20 protein-coding genes, 1 tRNA gene and 1 pseudogene are annotated in these 15,526 nt (G+C 62.5%); 9 read left to right on the top strand and 13 right to left on the bottom strand.

All coding sequences use genetic code 11. From position 1 onward, the window contains the following. The first annotated feature begins 45 nt into the window (after positions 1 to 45). A complete protein-coding gene (locus tag BW940_RS15650) occupies positions 46 to 465 on the top strand; it encodes a type IV pilin domain-containing protein (RefSeq protein ID WP_076610154.1) in 420 nt (139 codons plus the stop codon). A gap of 2 nt (positions 466 to 467) precedes the next feature. Next, positions 468 to 977 carry a type IV pilin domain-containing protein gene (locus tag BW940_RS15645; protein ID WP_076610153.1) on the top strand — a complete coding sequence of 170 codons (510 nt, stop codon included), beginning with the start codon at positions 468 to 470 and terminating at the stop codon, positions 975 to 977. Positions 978 to 1,054: 77 nt separating this feature from the next. Here BW940_RS15645 and BW940_RS15640 read toward each other — a convergent pair whose 3' ends face one another. After that, the gene (locus tag BW940_RS15640) at positions 1,055 to 1,246 is read right to left on the bottom strand and encodes a hypothetical protein (RefSeq protein WP_076610152.1); all 192 of its coding nucleotides are present in this window, start codon (positions 1,244 to 1,246) and stop codon (positions 1,055 to 1,057) included. Positions 1,247 to 1,356: 110 nt separating this feature from the next. Between BW940_RS15640 and BW940_RS15635 the strand changes: the two are divergent. After that, positions 1,357 to 1,785, top strand: a pseudogene (locus tag BW940_RS15635) (hypothetical protein); the annotation flags it as partial. 291 nt (positions 1,786 to 2,076) lie between these two features. On the opposite strand, the gene BW940_RS22670 reads toward BW940_RS15635, so the two are convergent. The 12 genes from BW940_RS22670 to BW940_RS15575 all read right to left on the bottom strand — a co-directional run bounded on the left by BW940_RS22670 (position 2,077) and on the right by BW940_RS15575 (position 11,214). Next, positions 2,077 to 2,379, bottom strand: a complete 303-nt coding sequence (locus BW940_RS22670; RefSeq protein ID WP_449406679.1) for a DUF7563 family protein — start codon at positions 2,377 to 2,379, stop codon at positions 2,077 to 2,079. A 177-nt stretch (positions 2,380 to 2,556) separates the two neighbouring features. Continuing rightward, positions 2,557 to 2,628 (bottom strand) — tRNA-Ala (locus BW940_RS15625). Positions 2,629 to 2,711: 83 nt separating this feature from the next. Then, a complete protein-coding gene (locus tag BW940_RS15620) occupies positions 2,712 to 3,389 on the bottom strand; it encodes a rhomboid family intramembrane serine protease (protein ID WP_076610150.1) in 678 nt (225 codons plus the stop codon). Between the two features lie 132 nt (positions 3,390 to 3,521). Further along, positions 3,522 to 3,830: a 30S ribosomal protein S10 gene (gene rpsJ, locus BW940_RS15615; protein ID WP_008160457.1), complete on the bottom strand. Its 309-nt coding sequence runs from the start codon at positions 3,828 to 3,830 to the stop codon at positions 3,522 to 3,524. Continuing rightward, positions 3,831 to 5,093, bottom strand: a complete 1,263-nt coding sequence (tuf, locus tag BW940_RS15610) for a translation elongation factor EF-1 subunit alpha (protein ID WP_076610149.1) — start codon at positions 5,091 to 5,093, stop codon at positions 3,831 to 3,833. Between the two features lie 361 nt (positions 5,094 to 5,454). Continuing rightward, positions 5,455 to 6,402 carry a homoserine dehydrogenase gene (locus BW940_RS15605; RefSeq protein ID WP_076610148.1) on the bottom strand — a complete coding sequence of 316 codons (948 nt, stop codon included), beginning with the start codon at positions 6,400 to 6,402 and terminating at the stop codon, positions 5,455 to 5,457. After that, positions 6,402 to 6,968, bottom strand: a complete 567-nt coding sequence (locus BW940_RS15600) for an amino acid-binding protein (protein WP_076610147.1) — start codon at positions 6,966 to 6,968, stop codon at positions 6,402 to 6,404. The genes BW940_RS15605 and BW940_RS15600 overlap by 1 nt, the downstream gene beginning before the upstream one ends. A gap of 155 nt (positions 6,969 to 7,123) precedes the next feature. Further along, a complete protein-coding gene (locus tag BW940_RS15595) occupies positions 7,124 to 7,507 on the bottom strand; it encodes a NifU family protein (RefSeq protein WP_076610146.1) in 384 nt (127 codons plus the stop codon). 91 nt (positions 7,508 to 7,598) lie between these two features. Then, a complete protein-coding gene (locus tag BW940_RS15590) occupies positions 7,599 to 8,978 on the bottom strand; it encodes an LVIVD repeat-containing protein (RefSeq protein WP_076610145.1) in 1,380 nt (459 codons plus the stop codon). An 84-nt stretch (positions 8,979 to 9,062) separates the two neighbouring features. After that, positions 9,063 to 10,034 (bottom strand): ROK family protein, encoded by a 972-nt coding sequence (locus BW940_RS15585; protein WP_076610144.1) that lies wholly within the window; start codon positions 10,032 to 10,034, stop codon positions 9,063 to 9,065. 138 nt (positions 10,035 to 10,172) lie between these two features. Beyond that, positions 10,173 to 10,637: a universal stress protein gene (locus tag BW940_RS15580; RefSeq protein WP_076610143.1), complete on the bottom strand. Its 465-nt coding sequence runs from the start codon at positions 10,635 to 10,637 to the stop codon at positions 10,173 to 10,175. Between the two features lie 121 nt (positions 10,638 to 10,758). Then, complete coding sequence (locus BW940_RS15575) at positions 10,759 to 11,214, bottom strand: universal stress protein (protein WP_076610142.1); 456 nt, start codon at positions 11,212 to 11,214, stop codon at positions 10,759 to 10,761. A gap of 126 nt (positions 11,215 to 11,340) precedes the next feature. Between BW940_RS15575 and BW940_RS15570 the strand changes: the two genes are divergently transcribed. The 6 genes from BW940_RS15570 to BW940_RS15545 all read left to right on the top strand — a co-directional run bounded on the left by BW940_RS15570 (position 11,341) and on the right by BW940_RS15545 (position 15,513). Further along, positions 11,341 to 12,081: an SDR family NAD(P)-dependent oxidoreductase gene (locus BW940_RS15570; protein WP_076610141.1), complete on the top strand. Its 741-nt coding sequence runs from the start codon at positions 11,341 to 11,343 to the stop codon at positions 12,079 to 12,081. A gap of 245 nt (positions 12,082 to 12,326) precedes the next feature. Beyond that, complete coding sequence (locus BW940_RS15565; RefSeq protein ID WP_076610140.1) at positions 12,327 to 13,019, top strand: YqjF family protein; 693 nt, start codon at positions 12,327 to 12,329, stop codon at positions 13,017 to 13,019. Positions 13,020 to 13,065: 46 nt separating this feature from the next. Continuing rightward, positions 13,066 to 13,530 carry an MOSC domain-containing protein gene (locus BW940_RS15560; protein WP_076610139.1) on the top strand — a complete coding sequence of 155 codons (465 nt, stop codon included), beginning with the start codon at positions 13,066 to 13,068 and terminating at the stop codon, positions 13,528 to 13,530. Positions 13,531 to 13,618: 88 nt separating this feature from the next. Beyond that, positions 13,619 to 14,416: a YqcI/YcgG family protein gene (locus BW940_RS15555; RefSeq protein WP_076610138.1), complete on the top strand. Its 798-nt coding sequence runs from the start codon at positions 13,619 to 13,621 to the stop codon at positions 14,414 to 14,416. Further along, positions 14,413 to 14,997: a cysteine hydrolase family protein gene (locus BW940_RS15550; protein WP_076610137.1), complete on the top strand. Its 585-nt coding sequence runs from the start codon at positions 14,413 to 14,415 to the stop codon at positions 14,995 to 14,997. The genes BW940_RS15555 and BW940_RS15550 overlap by 4 nt, the downstream gene beginning before the upstream one ends. A 48-nt stretch (positions 14,998 to 15,045) precedes the next feature. Continuing rightward, positions 15,046 to 15,513, top strand: a complete 468-nt coding sequence (locus BW940_RS15545) for a phosphopantetheine adenylyltransferase (RefSeq protein ID WP_076610136.1) — start codon at positions 15,046 to 15,048, stop codon at positions 15,511 to 15,513. Positions 15,514 to 15,526 lie beyond the last annotated feature (13 nt).

The following is a 15,526-nucleotide window of genomic DNA, read 5'->3' as shown; positions in this document are numbered from 1 at the left end:
AAGCCGTCTCACCGTTGCGGGTGCGTGAAAACGCAGAATCCAACTATGGATCTAACGAAATACAGAAACAAGCTGATCGGCAGCGACGACGAACGGGCAGTATCGCCAGTTATCGGCGTAATACTGATGGTTGCAATTACGGTCATCCTCGCGGCAGTGATCGCAGCGTTCGTGCTGGACATCGGCGATCTCGACGATGGCGCACCAAACGCGCAATTTGAATGGGAAATTGATAGAGATCAGGTCATTGCCACACACACCAGTGGTGATGACATTGATGAAAGCAATCTTAAATTCCAAACTGATCAGACCGATGGTGCTACTATCACCGGCGGTAGCCCGATTTCGGCAGGCGATAAAATAACATTTGACGGTCCAGGTAGCGGTGATACAGGAACCGCTCAGGTTATTTGGGAAGCAAATGGCTCCTCAACTGTAATTGCAGAGTACGATTACGATATCTAAAGATGGATCTGAAACGATACCGTGACAAGTTAGTCGGAAATAAAGACGAACGGGCTGTATCGCCAGTTATTGGTGTGATACTGATGGTAGCAATCACTGTTATTCTCGCGGCTGTGATCGCCGCGTTCGTCCTGGATATCGGTGACCTCGACGATAGCGCACCGAACGCACAGTTCGAATGGGAGAGCAACGAAGCCAATGATGAAGTAACAGTCGCTCATCAGAGTGGTGATGACATCAACGTTGACGATCTATCGATGACTGTAGAAATTACAGATTTGACATCAAGTGAAGACTCAGATACTGTAGACTTGGAAGGTGACAGTTGGACTGCCGGAAACTCGATAGATCTTGCTATTGATGGTTCAAATGATGATGAAATCGAAATTACTAACGTAGGAGGTTCATCATCTAATTTCAGTTTCGCCAACAATGTGGGTGAAATTGAAAAAGTGACTATTACGTGGACTACTGATAGTAGTTCAACTATCATCGCAGAACATGAGCCATAGTCCTAGGGATTCAGTTTAGTTCAATTCTCATTCTTCTGTTCTCGTGTACAACTAATAACTCGAGCACAGGTCTGAATTTAACTATCTAAATCTATTTCTTCGATAAGTTCTAGCGACCATTCTCCCTCTCCTTCATGCCGAATATGCACGTGATGTTCCCCTTCGAACCGCCCATGCTCGTCTAACAGGCCCTCGAGGCGGACGTCGTCTTTGGGGAGCGTGATGCCGACCGAATCCTGATCCAGCTGGCGGAGTGTGTGCAGTGCCATAGCTGGTGGGCAACCCTTCTTCTCATAACCGTTGGTGACTGACGGGAAACTCGAGGTGTTCTCGAGGGTCTCCTGATGGGTTCGTCAGCGCAGGGAACCCGGCTGGTCGTCTGGCAGTCCGCCTCCCGCAGACGGACGTCCCTGACTCGATTCGTCAGGAAGACGGTATCGACGTGGCAGACAGTATTCTCGCCCCGCTGTTCGTGCTGGCGTCGTTCTCGATCGGCGCGGTCGGCACGCTCCAGTTCAGCGCGCCGCTCGACGTTGCGCTCACGGATTCGCTCTATTCGGCCCACGGGACGGACATCACCGACGCGTTCATCCTCTCGATCTCGATTCTCGTGGTCGGCTGGTTGACCACCGAACGAACCCCCGAGGACTGGACCGACGTCGAGACCGTCGTCGTGCTCCTGGCGGTGCTGTTGAACGTGCTCGAGGCACTCGTCCCAGCGATGCAGGTCACCCTCGAGAGCATGTGGTACGTCGGCTGGTTCAGCGTCGTTCTGAACGGCGTGGCGTTCTACGTCATCGCCTACAAGTACCCCGGAGGGCACACCATGCATTTCGATATTTTCCGCGGTACGGCGACGTGGTACAGCCTACCGAGTATCAGCGGCACTCCGGGGTGTCCCTGATGCGGATGCTCCGACGACTGCCGCTGTCGGCTGTCGGGCACGAAATCCTCGAGGCGGTCGGCCTGCTCACGCTGGCGATGATCGCGCTCGTGCTGTTCCTGTTCGTGACTGGGGTGGGTTGTGATATCGGCCGACGACTCCAGCCCACGGCCCATGATCTCGAGCTGCCGAGCGACGCGATCGCGCGACGGTCGTTCATGCAGCGGGTGGGTGTCGGTGCCGCCGCGATCGCGACGGGGGCGGCCTCGAGCGGGACTGTTCTCGCGAACGCCGACGAAGAGACTGAGCCACTATCTCACCAAGAGATTCGAGCGGCCAACGATGGCGGTTCCGGCGTCTTCTCGTTCCTGTCCGGGTTCTGGCCGTCGACGATCGGGGATGACGGCAGTGAACGCGATCGTCGTCGTCACCGAACACGCGGCTGAATCGATCGGAGACATGAGCGCCACAGTGACGACAACTCGAGCCATCGACTGACGACCAAATCGAGATCGTCACGCCGACCACCCCCGATTTCCTTCGTGAAAATCACCAGCCAGCGCGGAGACGAATCCCGAACGGGCAATCACTCTATTTTGAAGGGGTGTTTGTACGCCGAAATCGCGACTGCATAATGCCGAGCCAGTCGCTAAGACATCGACTATCGGTGTCACTCGAAACGTTACAAAATTCTGATGGACTCGTCGGGATTTGAACCCGAGGCCTCTTCCTTGCGAAGGAAGCGATCTACCACTGATCTACGAGCCCTCGAGCAACCATACCCACGGATTCTATTTGTAGCTTGTGTTTCGGGGATGGCGCGAGAGCGGTCACCACGGCAGCGCAGTCGGTCACCGGCCAGTACGACGCGAGCCGACGGACAGCAGGCGGGCACGGCCGGCGAGCAAGCCGAGCAGAAAACCCGTGAAGTGGGCGAGCAACGCGACACCCGGCGCTGCAGTCGCCAGCGTGACGGCGGTCGCAAGGCCGACGACGATGACGACAACGAGCCACCGTGGAACGTCGACGACGGAACGCAGGCCACTCGAGAGCCGGTTCGAGGCGACGAGATAGCCGAGCAGCGCGAAGACGGCACCGCTGGCACCCAGAACGCCGCTGGTCCCGGCGACGCCGACCAGCGGAACCGACGCGGCGGCGTTCGTGAGGAGGATCTGTGAGATCCCGGCGATCGCCCCTGTCACGAGGAAGAAGGCGTGAAATCGCAGCCGCGTCGTCGCCCGCGCGACCGGCCAGCCGAAGACGATCAGTGCGAGGCTGTTCGAGAGCAGATGGCCGACCCCGCCGTGGGCGTAGACGCTCGTGACAATCGTCCACGGGTTCGTCGTCAGCGGCGGCGCGAGGACGAACAGGCCGGCCATCACGCCGAGTCCGAGCAGTGCCGTGAACTGCTGGAGCACGAAAACGACGGCGAACACGACCAGCAACTCATAGATGGGACTGGTCGGGCCGTCGGTAGCGGTCCCGGATCGGCCCCTGCGTTTCGACCGCGACCGCGAGCGATCCACCATAGCGACTAGTGGGCAGCGAGGATCAAAAGTCCCTCCGGCAGGCTACAGAGACAGAAAACTCACTCGAGCGCGACAGCACTCCGGACAGCGTCAAGAAAACGGTGAAAAACGGATTCCGATCGCGATCGGCCGTTAGTCTTCGAGGACGATCTCGATCGAGACGTCGTTTGGCACCTGAATGCGCATGAGCTGTCGGAGTGCGCGTTCGTCGGCGTCCAGATCGATCAGGCGCTTGTGGACGCGCATTTCCCAGTGCTCCCACGTGGCGGTGCCCTCGCCGTCAGGCGACTTCCGGGTCGGCACCTCGAGGGTCTTCGTCGGCAGCGGGATCGGACCGCTCAGGTTGACGCCGGTGTTGTTCGCAATCTCGCGGACGTCGTCACAGATGTTGTCGAGGTCGTCTGGACTCGTGCCTGCGAGTCGAACGCGTGCCTGCTGCATTTATTTCTCGTGGACCTCGAGAACCTTCCCGGCCGCGATGGTCTGACCCATGTCGCGGATGGCGAAGCTCCCGAGTTCGGGGATCTCGCTGGACGGCTCGATGCTGAGGGGCTTTTGTGGTCGGATGGTGACCACAGCAGCGTCACCCGACTGGATAAAGTCTGGGTTCTCCTCGGCGACCTCGCCGCTTGCGGGGTCCATCTTCTTGTCGATCGACTCGATCGTACAGGCGACCTGAGCCGTGTGGGCGTGGAAGACCGGCGTGTAGCCGGCCGTGATCACGGATGGGTGCTGCATGACGACGACCTGGGCCTGGAACGTCTCGGCGACGCTTGGTGGGTCGTCGGCTGGGCCACAGACGTCACCACGGCGGATGTCGTCCTTACCGATGCCGCGGACGTTGAATCCAACGTTGTCACCGGGCTCGGCCTTTGGCACCTCTTCGTGGTGCATCTCGATCGTCTTCACTTCGCCACCGACGTCCGATGGCTGGAAGGAGACGTTGTCGCCGATGTTCATGATACCGGTCTCGATACGTCCGACTGGGACGGTACCGATGCCGGAGATGGTGTAGACGTCCTGGATCGGGAGTCGGAGCGGTGCGTCCGTTGGTGGCTCCGGTGCTGGCAGGTCGTTCAGTGCCTCGAGCAGGGTACGGCCGTCGTACCACGGCGTGTTGTCGGACTTCTCGGCGATGTTGTCGCCTTCGAACGCCGAGATCGGGATGAACGAGGCGCCGTCGGTCTGGAACTGAACCTGCTTGAGCAGCTGTTTGACTTCGTCGACGACGTCGTTGAAAGTCTCCTCTTTGTAGTCGACGATGTCCATCTTGTTGACGCCGATGATGAGTTCGTCGATACCGAGGGTACGAGCCAGGAAGACGTGCTCCTGGGTCTGGGGTGCGACACCGTCGTCAGCGGCGACGACGAGGACAGCGTTGTCCGCCTGGGACGCGCCCGTGATCATGTTCTTCACGAAGTCGCGGTGGCCGGGACAGTCGACGATGGTGAACTCGTAGGCGTCCGTGGAGAACTCCTGGTGGGCGATGTCGATGGTGACACCACGCTCTCGCTCTTCGGCGAGGTTGTCCATGACGTAGGCGAATTCGAATCCACCTTTGCCCTTCTCTTCTGCTTCTTCGCGGTGCTGTTCGATGACGTGCTCTGGTACGCTCCCTGTCTCGTAGAGGAGGCGTCCCACGAGCGTGCTTTTCCCGTGGTCAACGTGGCCGATGATGGCCAGGTTCTGGTGTTGTTCGCTCATTGTTGTAGCTCACGCGCAGTGGCGCTTATATCGGTCTATTTTGCTCGTTGCGGTTAAAACCATTTCGAAAGCGTCTTCTGCCGACCCCGACGCCTTCTTGCGGTTTGGCTAGCATTCACACGGCACGGGATGTTCGATCGAGGGCAACGACCAGTCAAACCGAGCGCCCTCGAGGCGAAAGCCGCGGCCGCCAGCGCGACCGAAGAATCACGATATCGTACCAATTGAATCGGTAGAGACATACCCAGCAGGCTCATCGTGTGGGTGGCTGTGAAGCGACGGGGAATGGCTACGAGAACGAGGAGAGACTGCAGAGAACGGTCAGTGAGAGCGCGAATCTACGGGGACGGTCAACGGTCCGCTACAGCGGTGGGAGTCGACCGACGTCCGAAAGCACCGCTGTCGCCGTCTCCGGGCCACCAGCGCCACGGCCACTCGAGTGCAGCGAGCCGGCGTTTCGCGTCTCGATCTGGACGATGTTTCGCGTACCGGTGACGGCCAGCGGGCCGTTTTCGGGGACGAGTCGCGGGCCGACGCGGACGCCGTCGCGGGTCGCTTCGCCGATAAGCCGGATCGTGCGGCCGTCCTCGGCCGCAAGGTCGAGTGCGCTGCCGGGAATGTTCTGAATGCCCTCAACCGTGGCGTCCTCGAGCGAGAAGCCGCCGTCGGACAGGACGTTCGCGAGGATCACGAACTTGAGCGCGGCGTCAGTGCCGTCGACGTCAAATGTTGGGTCGGCCTCAGCCACACCGAGGTCCTGAGCCTCCGCGAGGACGTGTTCGTAGTCGAGGCCCTCGGCGGCCATGCGGGTCAGAATGAAGTTCGCGGTCCCATTGAGGACGCCGCGGGCCGCGGTGACGGCCTGTGGCGTCGAGTCCTCGATGGTCGACAACACCGGAATCGCGCCGCCGACGGTGGCCTCGAAGCGGATCGAGCCCGCGCTGTCGGCCTCGAGCGCGCGGAGTTCTTCGTAGCGTTCCGCGACGGGGCCTTTGTTGGCCAACACGACGTGGCGGTCGGCCTCGAGCGCGTGTTTGACGTGTGAGAAGCCGGGTTCAGCGTCGCCCAGCGTGGTCGGGGTCGCTTCGACGAGGACGTCGTAGTCGGCGTCGAAGACGTCTTCGGGGTCGCTCGAGCCCAGTGGTTCGTCGCCGGCCTTTCGCTCGAGTGCGCCGGCAATGTCGATTCCATCGTCGTCGACTGCGGCAGTTGTCGAGTCAGCGAGCGCAACGACGTCGTGTCCGTACTCGCCGGCGAGGTCGGCGACCGAGCGGCCGACGTCTCCGGCTCCGAGAATTGCGAGTTGCATCAGGCATCACCTCCGAGCAGTGGTTCGACGACAGTGAGTTCCTTCTCCGAGCCGATCGTGCGGATCGCTTCGAGCGCGGCGTCGGAGCGACCGGAGTCGATCGCAAGCCGGATTCGGGCACTCGAGACCGCTTCCGTGCCCTCGGGCGCGGCAAGCGAGAGATCGCGGACGACCGCGTCAGCCTCGTCTTCGATCCGCGAGAGCGTATTCGAGAGGTCGTTTTCGACGAGATTGCCGACCAGCACGACGCTGATCTCCTCGCCGTAGTGTTCGGCACCGGCCTGAATGACGTTGACGCCCGCGTCGCGAAGGGCGTCGACAATGCCGTCGAATCGGTCCGGCGGGCACTCGAGGTCGACCTCGACAGGAATGTGCCCGCGAGGGGTGATGTTCCCGCGTTCGTGGTGGATACTCAGCAGATTCCCGCCGTTGTCGGCGATCGGCGAGAGCGCGCGAAGGAGCTCACCGGGTTCATCGACGAGCTCGAGACGGACAGTGTAGGCGCGAACGCCGCCATCTGTCTCCGTCTCGTCTTCGTCGACGGGGTCGTCACTCACTGCCGCCACCTCCTGCGTTCAGGCGTCCACGCGTCATCATGGTATATGACTCTGTAGTGGGAGCGTAAAAGGATATAGGACTTCCCAAAACGCACCAGCCCCGTTACCGCGACACACGCAGCAGGTTGGTGAGAACATCGACACAGCGGGACGAACAGTGACCGTCAGAGGTGGTCTTTGCCCGGGTTCGAAGAACCCCAGTCGCCGCGGCCGCCTTCGGTTCGGTCGATACCCATGATCGACTCGGCCTGGTCGGGACCGCCGAGACTCTCGCGGGCGTCGGGGACGCGGACGGTAATCTCGTCGATCTCGGGCCACGTGAGCAGTTCGGCCTCGATATTGCTCGTCGTGATATTACTCACCGAACACCCCTTACAGCCACCGCCGAGTTCGATGATCACTTCACCGGTCTCCGGGTCAGCCGCCCGGACGGCACTCGTCCCACCGTGCATCTGGATGATCGGCATCTCGCGGCTGAGCCAGCGCTCGACACGCTCTTTGAGTGGTGCCTCGGTGTCGGCGTTAGAGACAGCGTTGGAATCCGTCATTATTGGAACTAGGAACTCGAGCGATCAATAAGGTTTTGACGTCTGCTACCGTCTATCACGGTTGTTACTGAACGTTTCAGACGGCAGCCCGTCAGCGCTCGTCGGCACCGCGGCGTCGGCGCAGCCACTCGAGGGCCATGGCTCCGCCTGCGAGGCCGACGGCTCCAGCGGGGCCGGTGAAGCCGGGAACCGAATCGAAGAGACTTCCGTCCGTGTCCGCGCCGGACAGATCGTTCCTGAAGGTGTACAGCGCGCCCACAGTGTCTGCGTTGGGGATCAACGGTGTGCTGCTCGCGACGAACGTGTTGCCGGGGTCGGCGACGCGGGCGGTCCAGAACCCCGCGTCGTCAGCATTGCGCCAGTGGGCGCGTTCCTCGGGGTCGGCGGGATCGCTGACGTCGTGGACTTTGACACCGCCCTGATACCACGACGAGTAGAGGCGGCCGTCGTGGAAGTCGAAGTTATGCGCAATCGTCCACATCCCGCCGTAGTAAGACGCGTCGTCGGCCGCAGGGGCATCGATCGTCGACAGCCGCTCCGGTCCGGCGGGATCGCTGACGTCATAGAGGTCGATTCCGCCCGGTCCGTCCGGCGCGTCACCATCCACCGACCAGGCCTCGCGACCGACTGCAAGGAGGTCGCCACCGTCGTCGAGCATCGCATAATGATCGTTGCCCGGCAGCCCCATGTAGGCCTCCCGATCCCCGAGATCCCGTTGGGCCTCGAAATCCGTTTCGCGCACCCGCGAGAGCAACTCGGGCGTGGTCGGCTCGCTGATGTCGAGCAAGTACGTGCCGGCGTCCCAGTGAGGGAGAACGGCGATGTCGTCGTGGATCGTCACGTCGTGGAGATAGCGCGTGAGCCAGAAGGCGTCCGCCCACTCGGGGTCGTGTTCGAGCAGCGACCAGCGGCCGATTTCTTCAGGGTCGTCACTGACATCGAAGATGACCAGCGAGTGACCGTCGGTGTCGTTTTCGACGACGTAGAGCAGGTCATCCTCGAGAACGCAGTTGTGGATGTGATACCCGGTCTCGTAGTGGCCAACGGCGACGGGATCGGTGGGATCGCTTACATCATACAGTACGAAGCCGTGGAAGACGTCCGCGGACGTTTCGTTTGCGGGTCCGACGACGGCCAGCCGATCGCCGTCGACCGTCACGTCGAGGATTTCGGTCATGCGCGTGCCGTTGGCCTCGAGGTCGAGTCGCTCGGCGAGCACGGCGGGATCAGCGGGATCGCTGATATCGACAGTCGCGAAGCCGGTGGTGGCGGCGAGATACGCCGTCTCACCGGCGTCGCCGACGACGGCTTCGGCAGCGCCGTCGACCTCGACACGGCCAAGCGGTTCGCCGTCTGAGCCGAACTCGGTTGCGGCTGCCGTGCCGGACGCCGTCGACGCCACGGCCGACGACGGGAGGGCCAGCGTCGCTCCAGCGACACCGCCCGTTCGAAGGAACGCTCTCCGCTGCATACGGAACCCAGCGTCCGACCAGTCAAATAACGTGTGGTCGGTAGCACGCAGTGACACGACGGCGTGGCGACGACGGCGTCGGAATTACAGTCGCTTGCGATCGCCCGTACCGCCGGTCAGGGCGCTGGCGATGGCTCCCTCGAGGACGACGTCGTCGCCGAGGTCGGTGACGCGGATCTCGGGGACGTTGGTCATCACCATCTCCGAGACGCGCTCGCGGATGGCGTCGACGACCAGTTCCTCGTTGTGCAGGGCAACGGCCCCGCCAAAAGAGACCACGATCGGCGCAAAGGAGTGGATCACGTTCGTCACGCCGATCGCGTTCCAGTGGGCAAGCTGGTCGATGACGTAGTCGGCCAGTTCGTCCTCGCCGGCGAACTCGAAGACGTCTTTGGCCGTGAAATCGGGGCTCTCGAGGGGAATGTCGGTCGTGATCGTTGGATCGTCCTCGGCGAGTAGTCGGGTGTAGTCCGGGATCGCGTTACCCGAACAGTAGGCCTCCCAGTGGCCGTCGTGACCACAGCCACAGGTTAGTCGCCCGCGCGGGTCGACAACGTAGTGGCCGACCTCGCCAGCGTTGCCGTCCCAGCCGTCCATCACCGCACCGTCACAACAGACGCCAGCGCCGATCCCCGAGGAAATCGTAATGTAGACCATGTCGTCGGGGTTGCGGTCGGCGTGAAACCGTTCGCCGATAACGCCGGCCGTGGTGTCGTTGTGCAAATAGATCTTGTCGCTGTCGATCAGTTTCTCGATCGGCCCCGTCAGCGGGATGCGGTCGATCGAGTCCGGCAGGTTCGCGGGATCGATCACCGTTCCTTCCGCGAGGTCGAACGGGCCGATCGAGCCGATTCCAGCCGCGACCACTTGCTCGGGAGCGATACCAGCATCGCCACAGGCCTTCCGAACCGTCCGAAGCACGCCCTCGGTGACGTCGATTCCTGTCGGGCCCCGCGGTGTGGATCGACGGTCAGTGCCGATTGTCGTCCCGTCGTCCGTCGCGACGGCGGCCCGGACGTTCGTCGCACCGAGATCGACGCCCGCATAGTAGTCCATTGTCCTACAGACGACCGTCACCGTACTTAACTACACAGATCGTACTCGACAACGAGTACTCATTCCAATAGATCACCGATCCTGATGCGCCGCTCCCATCCCGATCGAAGTAGTCCAAAACCGCCGCCGTTCAGCGGCTTACTCCATGACGTCGAGGTCACGGAAGTACGTGACCGGACACGGAGCCTGCAGGATGATCTCCTGAGAGACGGAGCCGAGGACGGCCTTTTCTGCGGGCGAGCGCCGTCGGCCGCCGACGACCATCCGGTCGGCATCGACATCGATCGCCATATCGACGACCTTGCTGCTGACCTCGCCGAGTGCCCCCCGTACCTCGTAGTCGACGCCGGCATCGGCGAAGATTTCCTCGAGGTCGCCGACCGGTGCGCGTTTGGCGGCGACCTCGTCAGGGTCGACGTCGTCGACACGGGCATCGAAGCCGAGGTCGTCGTGGATGTCTTCGTACTCGTCTTCCGTGAAGGCATGGCCGATCACGACCTTCGCATCGAGGGGGTCCGCAATCTCGAGGACGGTGTCGGCGAGTTCCTCGGCGCGTACAGTGTCCATTGGTCCGACTGCAAGCAGTATCGTATCGATCGCCATATCAGCACAGTGGTAGTGCCACCTGCTTAAGTATTCTCGTCGACACAGTATTGCGGCGATAGCCCCGTCGGCTATATGGAATCGTCCCGAATACGGGCCGACACGCGGGTCCGTGTGGGAGCTACTCGTCGTTTCGGACGAACGTCACCGGACACGGCGACGAAAGCAGGACTTCCTGTGCCGTCGAGCCGAAAACCGCCTTGCCGGTCGGCGACCGCCGACGGCCACCGACGACGACCCGGTCGGCATCGGTGCTCCTCGCGAGGTCGACGATCGTCGGCCCGTGTTCGCCGATCGCCCCACTGATTTCGTAGTCAACGTCGTGCTCCTCGAGTATCGCGGCGAGATCGCGGATCGTCGAATGTCGCGTTGCGACCTCGTCTGGATCGATCTCGTCGTCGCCGGCGTCGAAATCGAGACGGGCGACCACCTCGTCGTACTCGCTACTCGTAAAGACGTGTGCAAGCGAGACGGTCGCATCGGCCGGGTTCGCGACCTCGACGACAGCCTCGGCCAGTTCGTCGAGTCGATCAGCATCACCGGGGCCGACAGCGAGAAGCACAGTATCGAGCGTCATGGACCGACTATATTTCGCTTCCTATTTAAACTCTCGACGTACTGTCAACGCAGTGTCTGGTCGATAATCGATCGACTCGAGCGCGACGCCCGAGTGATTTTTCCACCTAGTCGCCGACCATCGTGTATGGACGGACCCGACCTCGAGGGACAGACGGTGCTCATGACGGGCAGTGCGAAAGGCGTCGGCCGCGAACTCCTGCTTTCGACAGCCGACTGCGGCGCGAAGACGGCCGTACACTACCACTCGAGTGCGGACGCAGCCAGCGAGGTAGCCACAGAAGCAACAGCACGTGGCGCGAGCGACTCGATGACGGTTCAGGGCGATGTCACCGACCCCGAAAGCGTCGATGCCCTCTTTTCGGCCGTCGAGTCGGAACTCGGGAGCGTCGACGTACTTGTCAACAACGTCGGCGATTTCGCGCCCAGCCACTGGGCCGACCTCGAGTTCGACACCTGGAACCGGGTGATCGAGACCAACCTCAACGGCACCTATCTCTGTTCGAAACGCGCGCTGCCGGCGATGCGAGAGGAGTCGTACGGCCGGATCGTCAACATCGGCTACGCCTCGAGCGAGCAGGGCCTTGTCAGCCCGACGAACTTCCCCTATTTCGTCGCGAAGGCAGGCGTGTTGATGTTTACGCGGATGCTCGCAGCCGACACACAGGACGACGGGGTCACGGTCAACGCCATCTCGCCGTACGTCGTCGAAAACTCCGACGAGTTTCCCGCAGATCTTCCTCGAGGTCGACCTGCGAGCTTCGAGGATCTGATCGCCCCGCTGTATTTTTTCCTCGATCCGGATAGTGGGTATATCAGCGGCGAAAACGTCGAAGTCGACGGCGGCTGGTTACCTGAGACGGTGTAAGCGATTGGACCGCGGCGCCTGCGCCGCGGGATGTTTTTGGTCCAGATTGTTGCGAGGAGTGGGGCTCGAGCGCAGCGAGAGTCCCCGACGAAGTAAAAAGGTGGGCGTAGAACCTCGAAGTCGACGGCGGCTGGGTGCCCGAGACGGTGTAAGCGATCGAATCGGCGGCTGGGTGCCCGAACCAGTGTACGGCGAAAACCGCCGTTTGGCAGCGGGTTAAAACCGCATCGCGCCCACCATCGTGTATGGTGCTTCCGATCGCGATGGGGTGGCGACACCTATTGTTTGCCAACTGGCCGGTCGATCCAGATATCGTCGCGACACGACTTCCCGACGGTCTCAGCGTCGATACATACGACGATCGGGCCTGGCTCTCGGTCGTGCCGTACCTGAACGTCGACGTCCGCCCGCGCGGGGTCCCCGGCGGCGTCGGGTTCGAGTTACCCGAATTCAACCTTCGAACGTACGTCACATGCGACGGCGAGCCCGGCATCTACTTCTTTAGTCTCGACGCCGAGGGGGTTCTCGGCGTCCTCGGTGCGCGTCTCTTCCACCACCTGCCGTACTACGCCGCCGCCATCGACCTGACCGCAGCCGACGGCGCGATCGCGTTCGAAAGCGAGCGTCGCCATCCAGGTGCATTCCCCGCGACGTTTTCGGGGACGTACACACCAGTCGGCGAGGCGTTCGTTCCGGACTCTGGCTCGCTCGCGGCGTTTCTCACCGAGCGCTATCGCTACTACACGACGGGGCGCGACGGTGCGATCCGCTACGCCAATATCGACCACGAACCGTGGTCGCTCCGGGAGGTGTCGGTCGAGATCGAGACGAACACCCTCTTCGAGGCCAACGGCTTCGAGCCACCCACGGACTCCCCGATCTGTTACTACAGCCGTGGCGTCGATATCACGTCCTCGAGGAATCGTCGCTGGTCCTAGGCGGCGAACGATCGATATACCCCGCGTGGGCTCATCTGCTCGAGCAATGACGTCGACTGGAACCATCCATGCGATCCACGTCGCCGCCGAACAGGGCGCGCCGATGGAACCTCGTGAGTCAGTGCGCGCGGTCGCCGGCCGCGGCCTCGAGGGCGACCGCTACTTCGACACCGAGGGAACGTTCGCCGACCGGGCGGGCAGCGACCTCACGCTGATCGAACGCGAGGCGCTCGTGGCGGTCGAGCGCGACTACGACATCGGCCTCGAGTCGGGCGTCCACCGCCGAAACCTTACGACCGAGGGGATCGCACTGAACCACCTCGTCGGCGAGCGGTTCCGGGTCGGCGAACTCGTCTGTGAAGGGACCGAACTCTGTGAGCCGTGTTCGTATCTCGAGGCCCACCTCGAGCGACAGGGTGTTCGTGAGGCGCTCGTCCATCGCGGTGGACTCCGAGCGCGGATCCTCGAGGGTGGCGTCGTCCGACCCGGGGCCGCTGTTGAACGAGTGTAAACTGCCGGCGCGCATCCGGATATGTTCGGTGGACCAATTAGGGAGACGAACCTAAACATACATTCCTGCGAGCGCGAAGAGTCACAACATGAACGAGCCGGGAGTCCAATCGCTGATGGATCAAGAGACGCTCGACCAGCGGGTCCGCGACGGCGACACTCCGGAGTGGGTCACCGATCACTGGGCGTCGTTTCAAGAAGGGCTGCTCGGCGAACGAAACGAGAGCCCGTTTCCGTGTTACTTCGGCGTCGAGTCGGTCCAGCAGGGTGAGCCGCTGTACACCGCCGTGCCCTCGATGAGCGACGCCGACGCGCTGTTGACGCTGCGGGATCGGATCCTCGAGTATCTCGATGTCTACCAGAATCACTCCGAGCGAGCCTCACTCGTCACGTTCTTCAAGCCGCCAGAAGCACCGCTCTCGGAGCGGGCGTACCACGAGACGCTGTGGCACATTCTCCAGACGCTGCACCTGCACGACCCCAAGCCGTGGCCCGAGGACATTCCGACCGATCCCGACGACCCCCACTGGGAGTTCAGCCTCGGCGGTGAGCCCATGTTCCCGACCTGCCGAGCGCCGTTTTACGACCGGCGAAAGAGCCGCTACTGTCCCATCGGTCTCGAGATCACGTTCCAGCCCAGAGCGCTGTTCGAGAACCTCGGCGTGACGGCCGACACCGACGCCGGTCAGACCGCTCGCAACGTCATTCAGGACCGAATCGAGGAGTACGATGGCGTCTGTCCACACGCCGATATCGGTGACTGGGGCGTCGAGGGCGACCGGGAGTGGCACCAGTATATGCTCTCGTCGGACGACGCACAGGCCCTCAGTGAGTGTCCGATGACAGTCACGCGAGAGCACCCGAAACCCGCCGCGCGACTCCCATGACCGACGCCGTAGCCGGTTCTAACACGTCTGGCGATGCCCCGCTCGAGGACGCCGTCCTCGTCCTGATCGACTTCCAGACGGGGTTCGACGCCGATGGCTGGGGGACGCGGAACAACCCCGACGCCGAAGCGAACGCCGCGTGCCTGCTCGAGCGCTGGCGCGAGACGAGTCGGCCGATCGTCCACGTCCGTCATGACTCGACCGAACCGGACTCGCCGTTGCGCAGCGACGAACCCGGGTTCGCGTTCAAACCCGAGACGGCCCCGCTCGAGGACGAAGCGACGGTCGTCAAATCGGTCAACGGCGCGTTCATCGACACGGGACTCGAGGACTGGCTCTGCGAGCGCGGCCTCGGGCACCTGGTGCTTGCCGGGCTGACGACGGACCACTGCGTCTCGACGACGGCGCGTATGGCCGAAAACCGCGGTTTCGACGTGACGGTCGTCGCCGACGCGACCGCGACGTTCGACCGCAGCTTCGACGGCGAGCGCTTCGACGCGGAGACGGTCCACCGGACCGCACTGGCCCACCTCGAGGGCGAGTTCGCGACGATCGCGACGACGGCCGAGTTACTCGAGTGACGGCCGAGCGGGAACACCGTTATGGACGGTCCCGTCCTCGAGTGAGTCATGCGAGTGGTAGTCGCCGGCACGTTTGGCCCCATCCACGACGGGCATCGAACCCTGTTCGAACACGCGCTGCGTTTCGGCGAGGGCGGTGTCGTCGTCGCCCTGACGAGCGACGAGCTCGCCGTCGAAACGCGCCAGAAACCGCGGCCGATCCCCGCCTTCGACGACCGCGTGCAGGCGGTGACCGAGGAGGTCGCTGCCATCGACGAGTGGAACCGCGACGTCGAGATCCGGGAACTCACCAGCGAACACGGCATCGCCGCCGAGGACCCCGCGATCGACGCGCTGGTCGTCTCCCCCGAGACGGCACCCGAACTCGAGGCGATCAATAACCGCCGGCGCGAGCATGGGTTCGAGCCGCTGACGGGGATCGTCGCCCCGTACGTCCTCGCCGACGACGGCGAACGAATCTCCTCGACACGGATCGTCGAGGGGGAGGTCGACGAGCATGGGACCGTCCTCGAGTGACGGCCCCTCGAGG

The sequence above is a fragment of the Natronorubrum thiooxidans genome (genome assembly GCF_900156475.1).
Taxonomy (GTDB): Archaea; Halobacteriota; Halobacteria; order Halobacteriales; family Natrialbaceae; genus Natronorubrum; species Natronorubrum thiooxidans.
Note: the sequence above shows the minus strand (reverse complement) of the source record. Positions and strands in the feature narration are given on the sequence as shown.

What these genes read in the sequence shown, in the direction of transcription:
- BW940_RS15650 (WP_076610154.1), top strand. Translation starts at nt 46, where the DNA reads ATGGATCTAACGAAATACAGAAACAAGCTGATCGGCAGCGACGACGAA.
- BW940_RS15645 (WP_076610153.1), top strand. Translation starts at nt 468, where the DNA reads ATGGATCTGAAACGATACCGTGACAAGTTAGTCGGAAATAAAGACGAA.
- BW940_RS15640 (WP_076610152.1), bottom strand. Translation starts at nt 1,246, where the DNA reads ATGGCACTGCACACACTCCGCCAGCTGGATCAGGATTCGGTCGGCATC.
- BW940_RS15620 (WP_076610150.1), bottom strand. Translation starts at nt 3,389, where the DNA reads ATGGTGGATCGCTCGCGGTCGCGGTCGAAACGCAGGGGCCGATCCGGG.
- rpsJ (WP_008160457.1), bottom strand. Translation starts at nt 3,830, where the DNA reads ATGCAGCAGGCACGCGTTCGACTCGCAGGCACGAGTCCAGACGACCTC.
- tuf (WP_076610149.1), bottom strand. Translation starts at nt 5,093, where the DNA reads ATGAGCGAACAACACCAGAACCTGGCCATCATCGGCCACGTTGACCAC.
- BW940_RS15605 (WP_076610148.1), bottom strand. Translation starts at nt 6,402, where the DNA reads ATGCAACTCGCAATTCTCGGAGCCGGAGACGTCGGCCGCTCGGTCGCC.
- BW940_RS15595 (WP_076610146.1), bottom strand. Translation starts at nt 7,507, where the DNA reads ATGACGGATTCCAACGCTGTCTCTAACGCCGACACCGAGGCACCACTC.
- BW940_RS15590 (WP_076610145.1), bottom strand. Translation starts at nt 8,978, where the DNA reads ATGCAGCGGAGAGCGTTCCTTCGAACGGGCGGTGTCGCTGGAGCGACG.
- BW940_RS15585 (WP_076610144.1), bottom strand. Translation starts at nt 10,034, where the DNA reads ATGGACTACTATGCGGGCGTCGATCTCGGTGCGACGAACGTCCGGGCC.
- BW940_RS15580 (WP_076610143.1), bottom strand. Translation starts at nt 10,637, where the DNA reads ATGGCGATCGATACGATACTGCTTGCAGTCGGACCAATGGACACTGTA.
- BW940_RS15575 (WP_076610142.1), bottom strand. Translation starts at nt 11,214, where the DNA reads ATGACGCTCGATACTGTGCTTCTCGCTGTCGGCCCCGGTGATGCTGAT.
- BW940_RS15570 (WP_076610141.1), top strand. Translation starts at nt 11,341, where the DNA reads ATGGACGGACCCGACCTCGAGGGACAGACGGTGCTCATGACGGGCAGT.
- BW940_RS15565 (WP_076610140.1), top strand. Translation starts at nt 12,327, where the DNA reads ATGGTGCTTCCGATCGCGATGGGGTGGCGACACCTATTGTTTGCCAAC.
- BW940_RS15560 (WP_076610139.1), top strand. Translation starts at nt 13,066, where the DNA reads ATGACGTCGACTGGAACCATCCATGCGATCCACGTCGCCGCCGAACAG.
- BW940_RS15555 (WP_076610138.1), top strand. Translation starts at nt 13,619, where the DNA reads ATGAACGAGCCGGGAGTCCAATCGCTGATGGATCAAGAGACGCTCGAC.
- BW940_RS15550 (WP_076610137.1), top strand. Translation starts at nt 14,413, where the DNA reads ATGACCGACGCCGTAGCCGGTTCTAACACGTCTGGCGATGCCCCGCTC.
- BW940_RS15545 (WP_076610136.1), top strand. Translation starts at nt 15,046, where the DNA reads ATGCGAGTGGTAGTCGCCGGCACGTTTGGCCCCATCCACGACGGGCAT.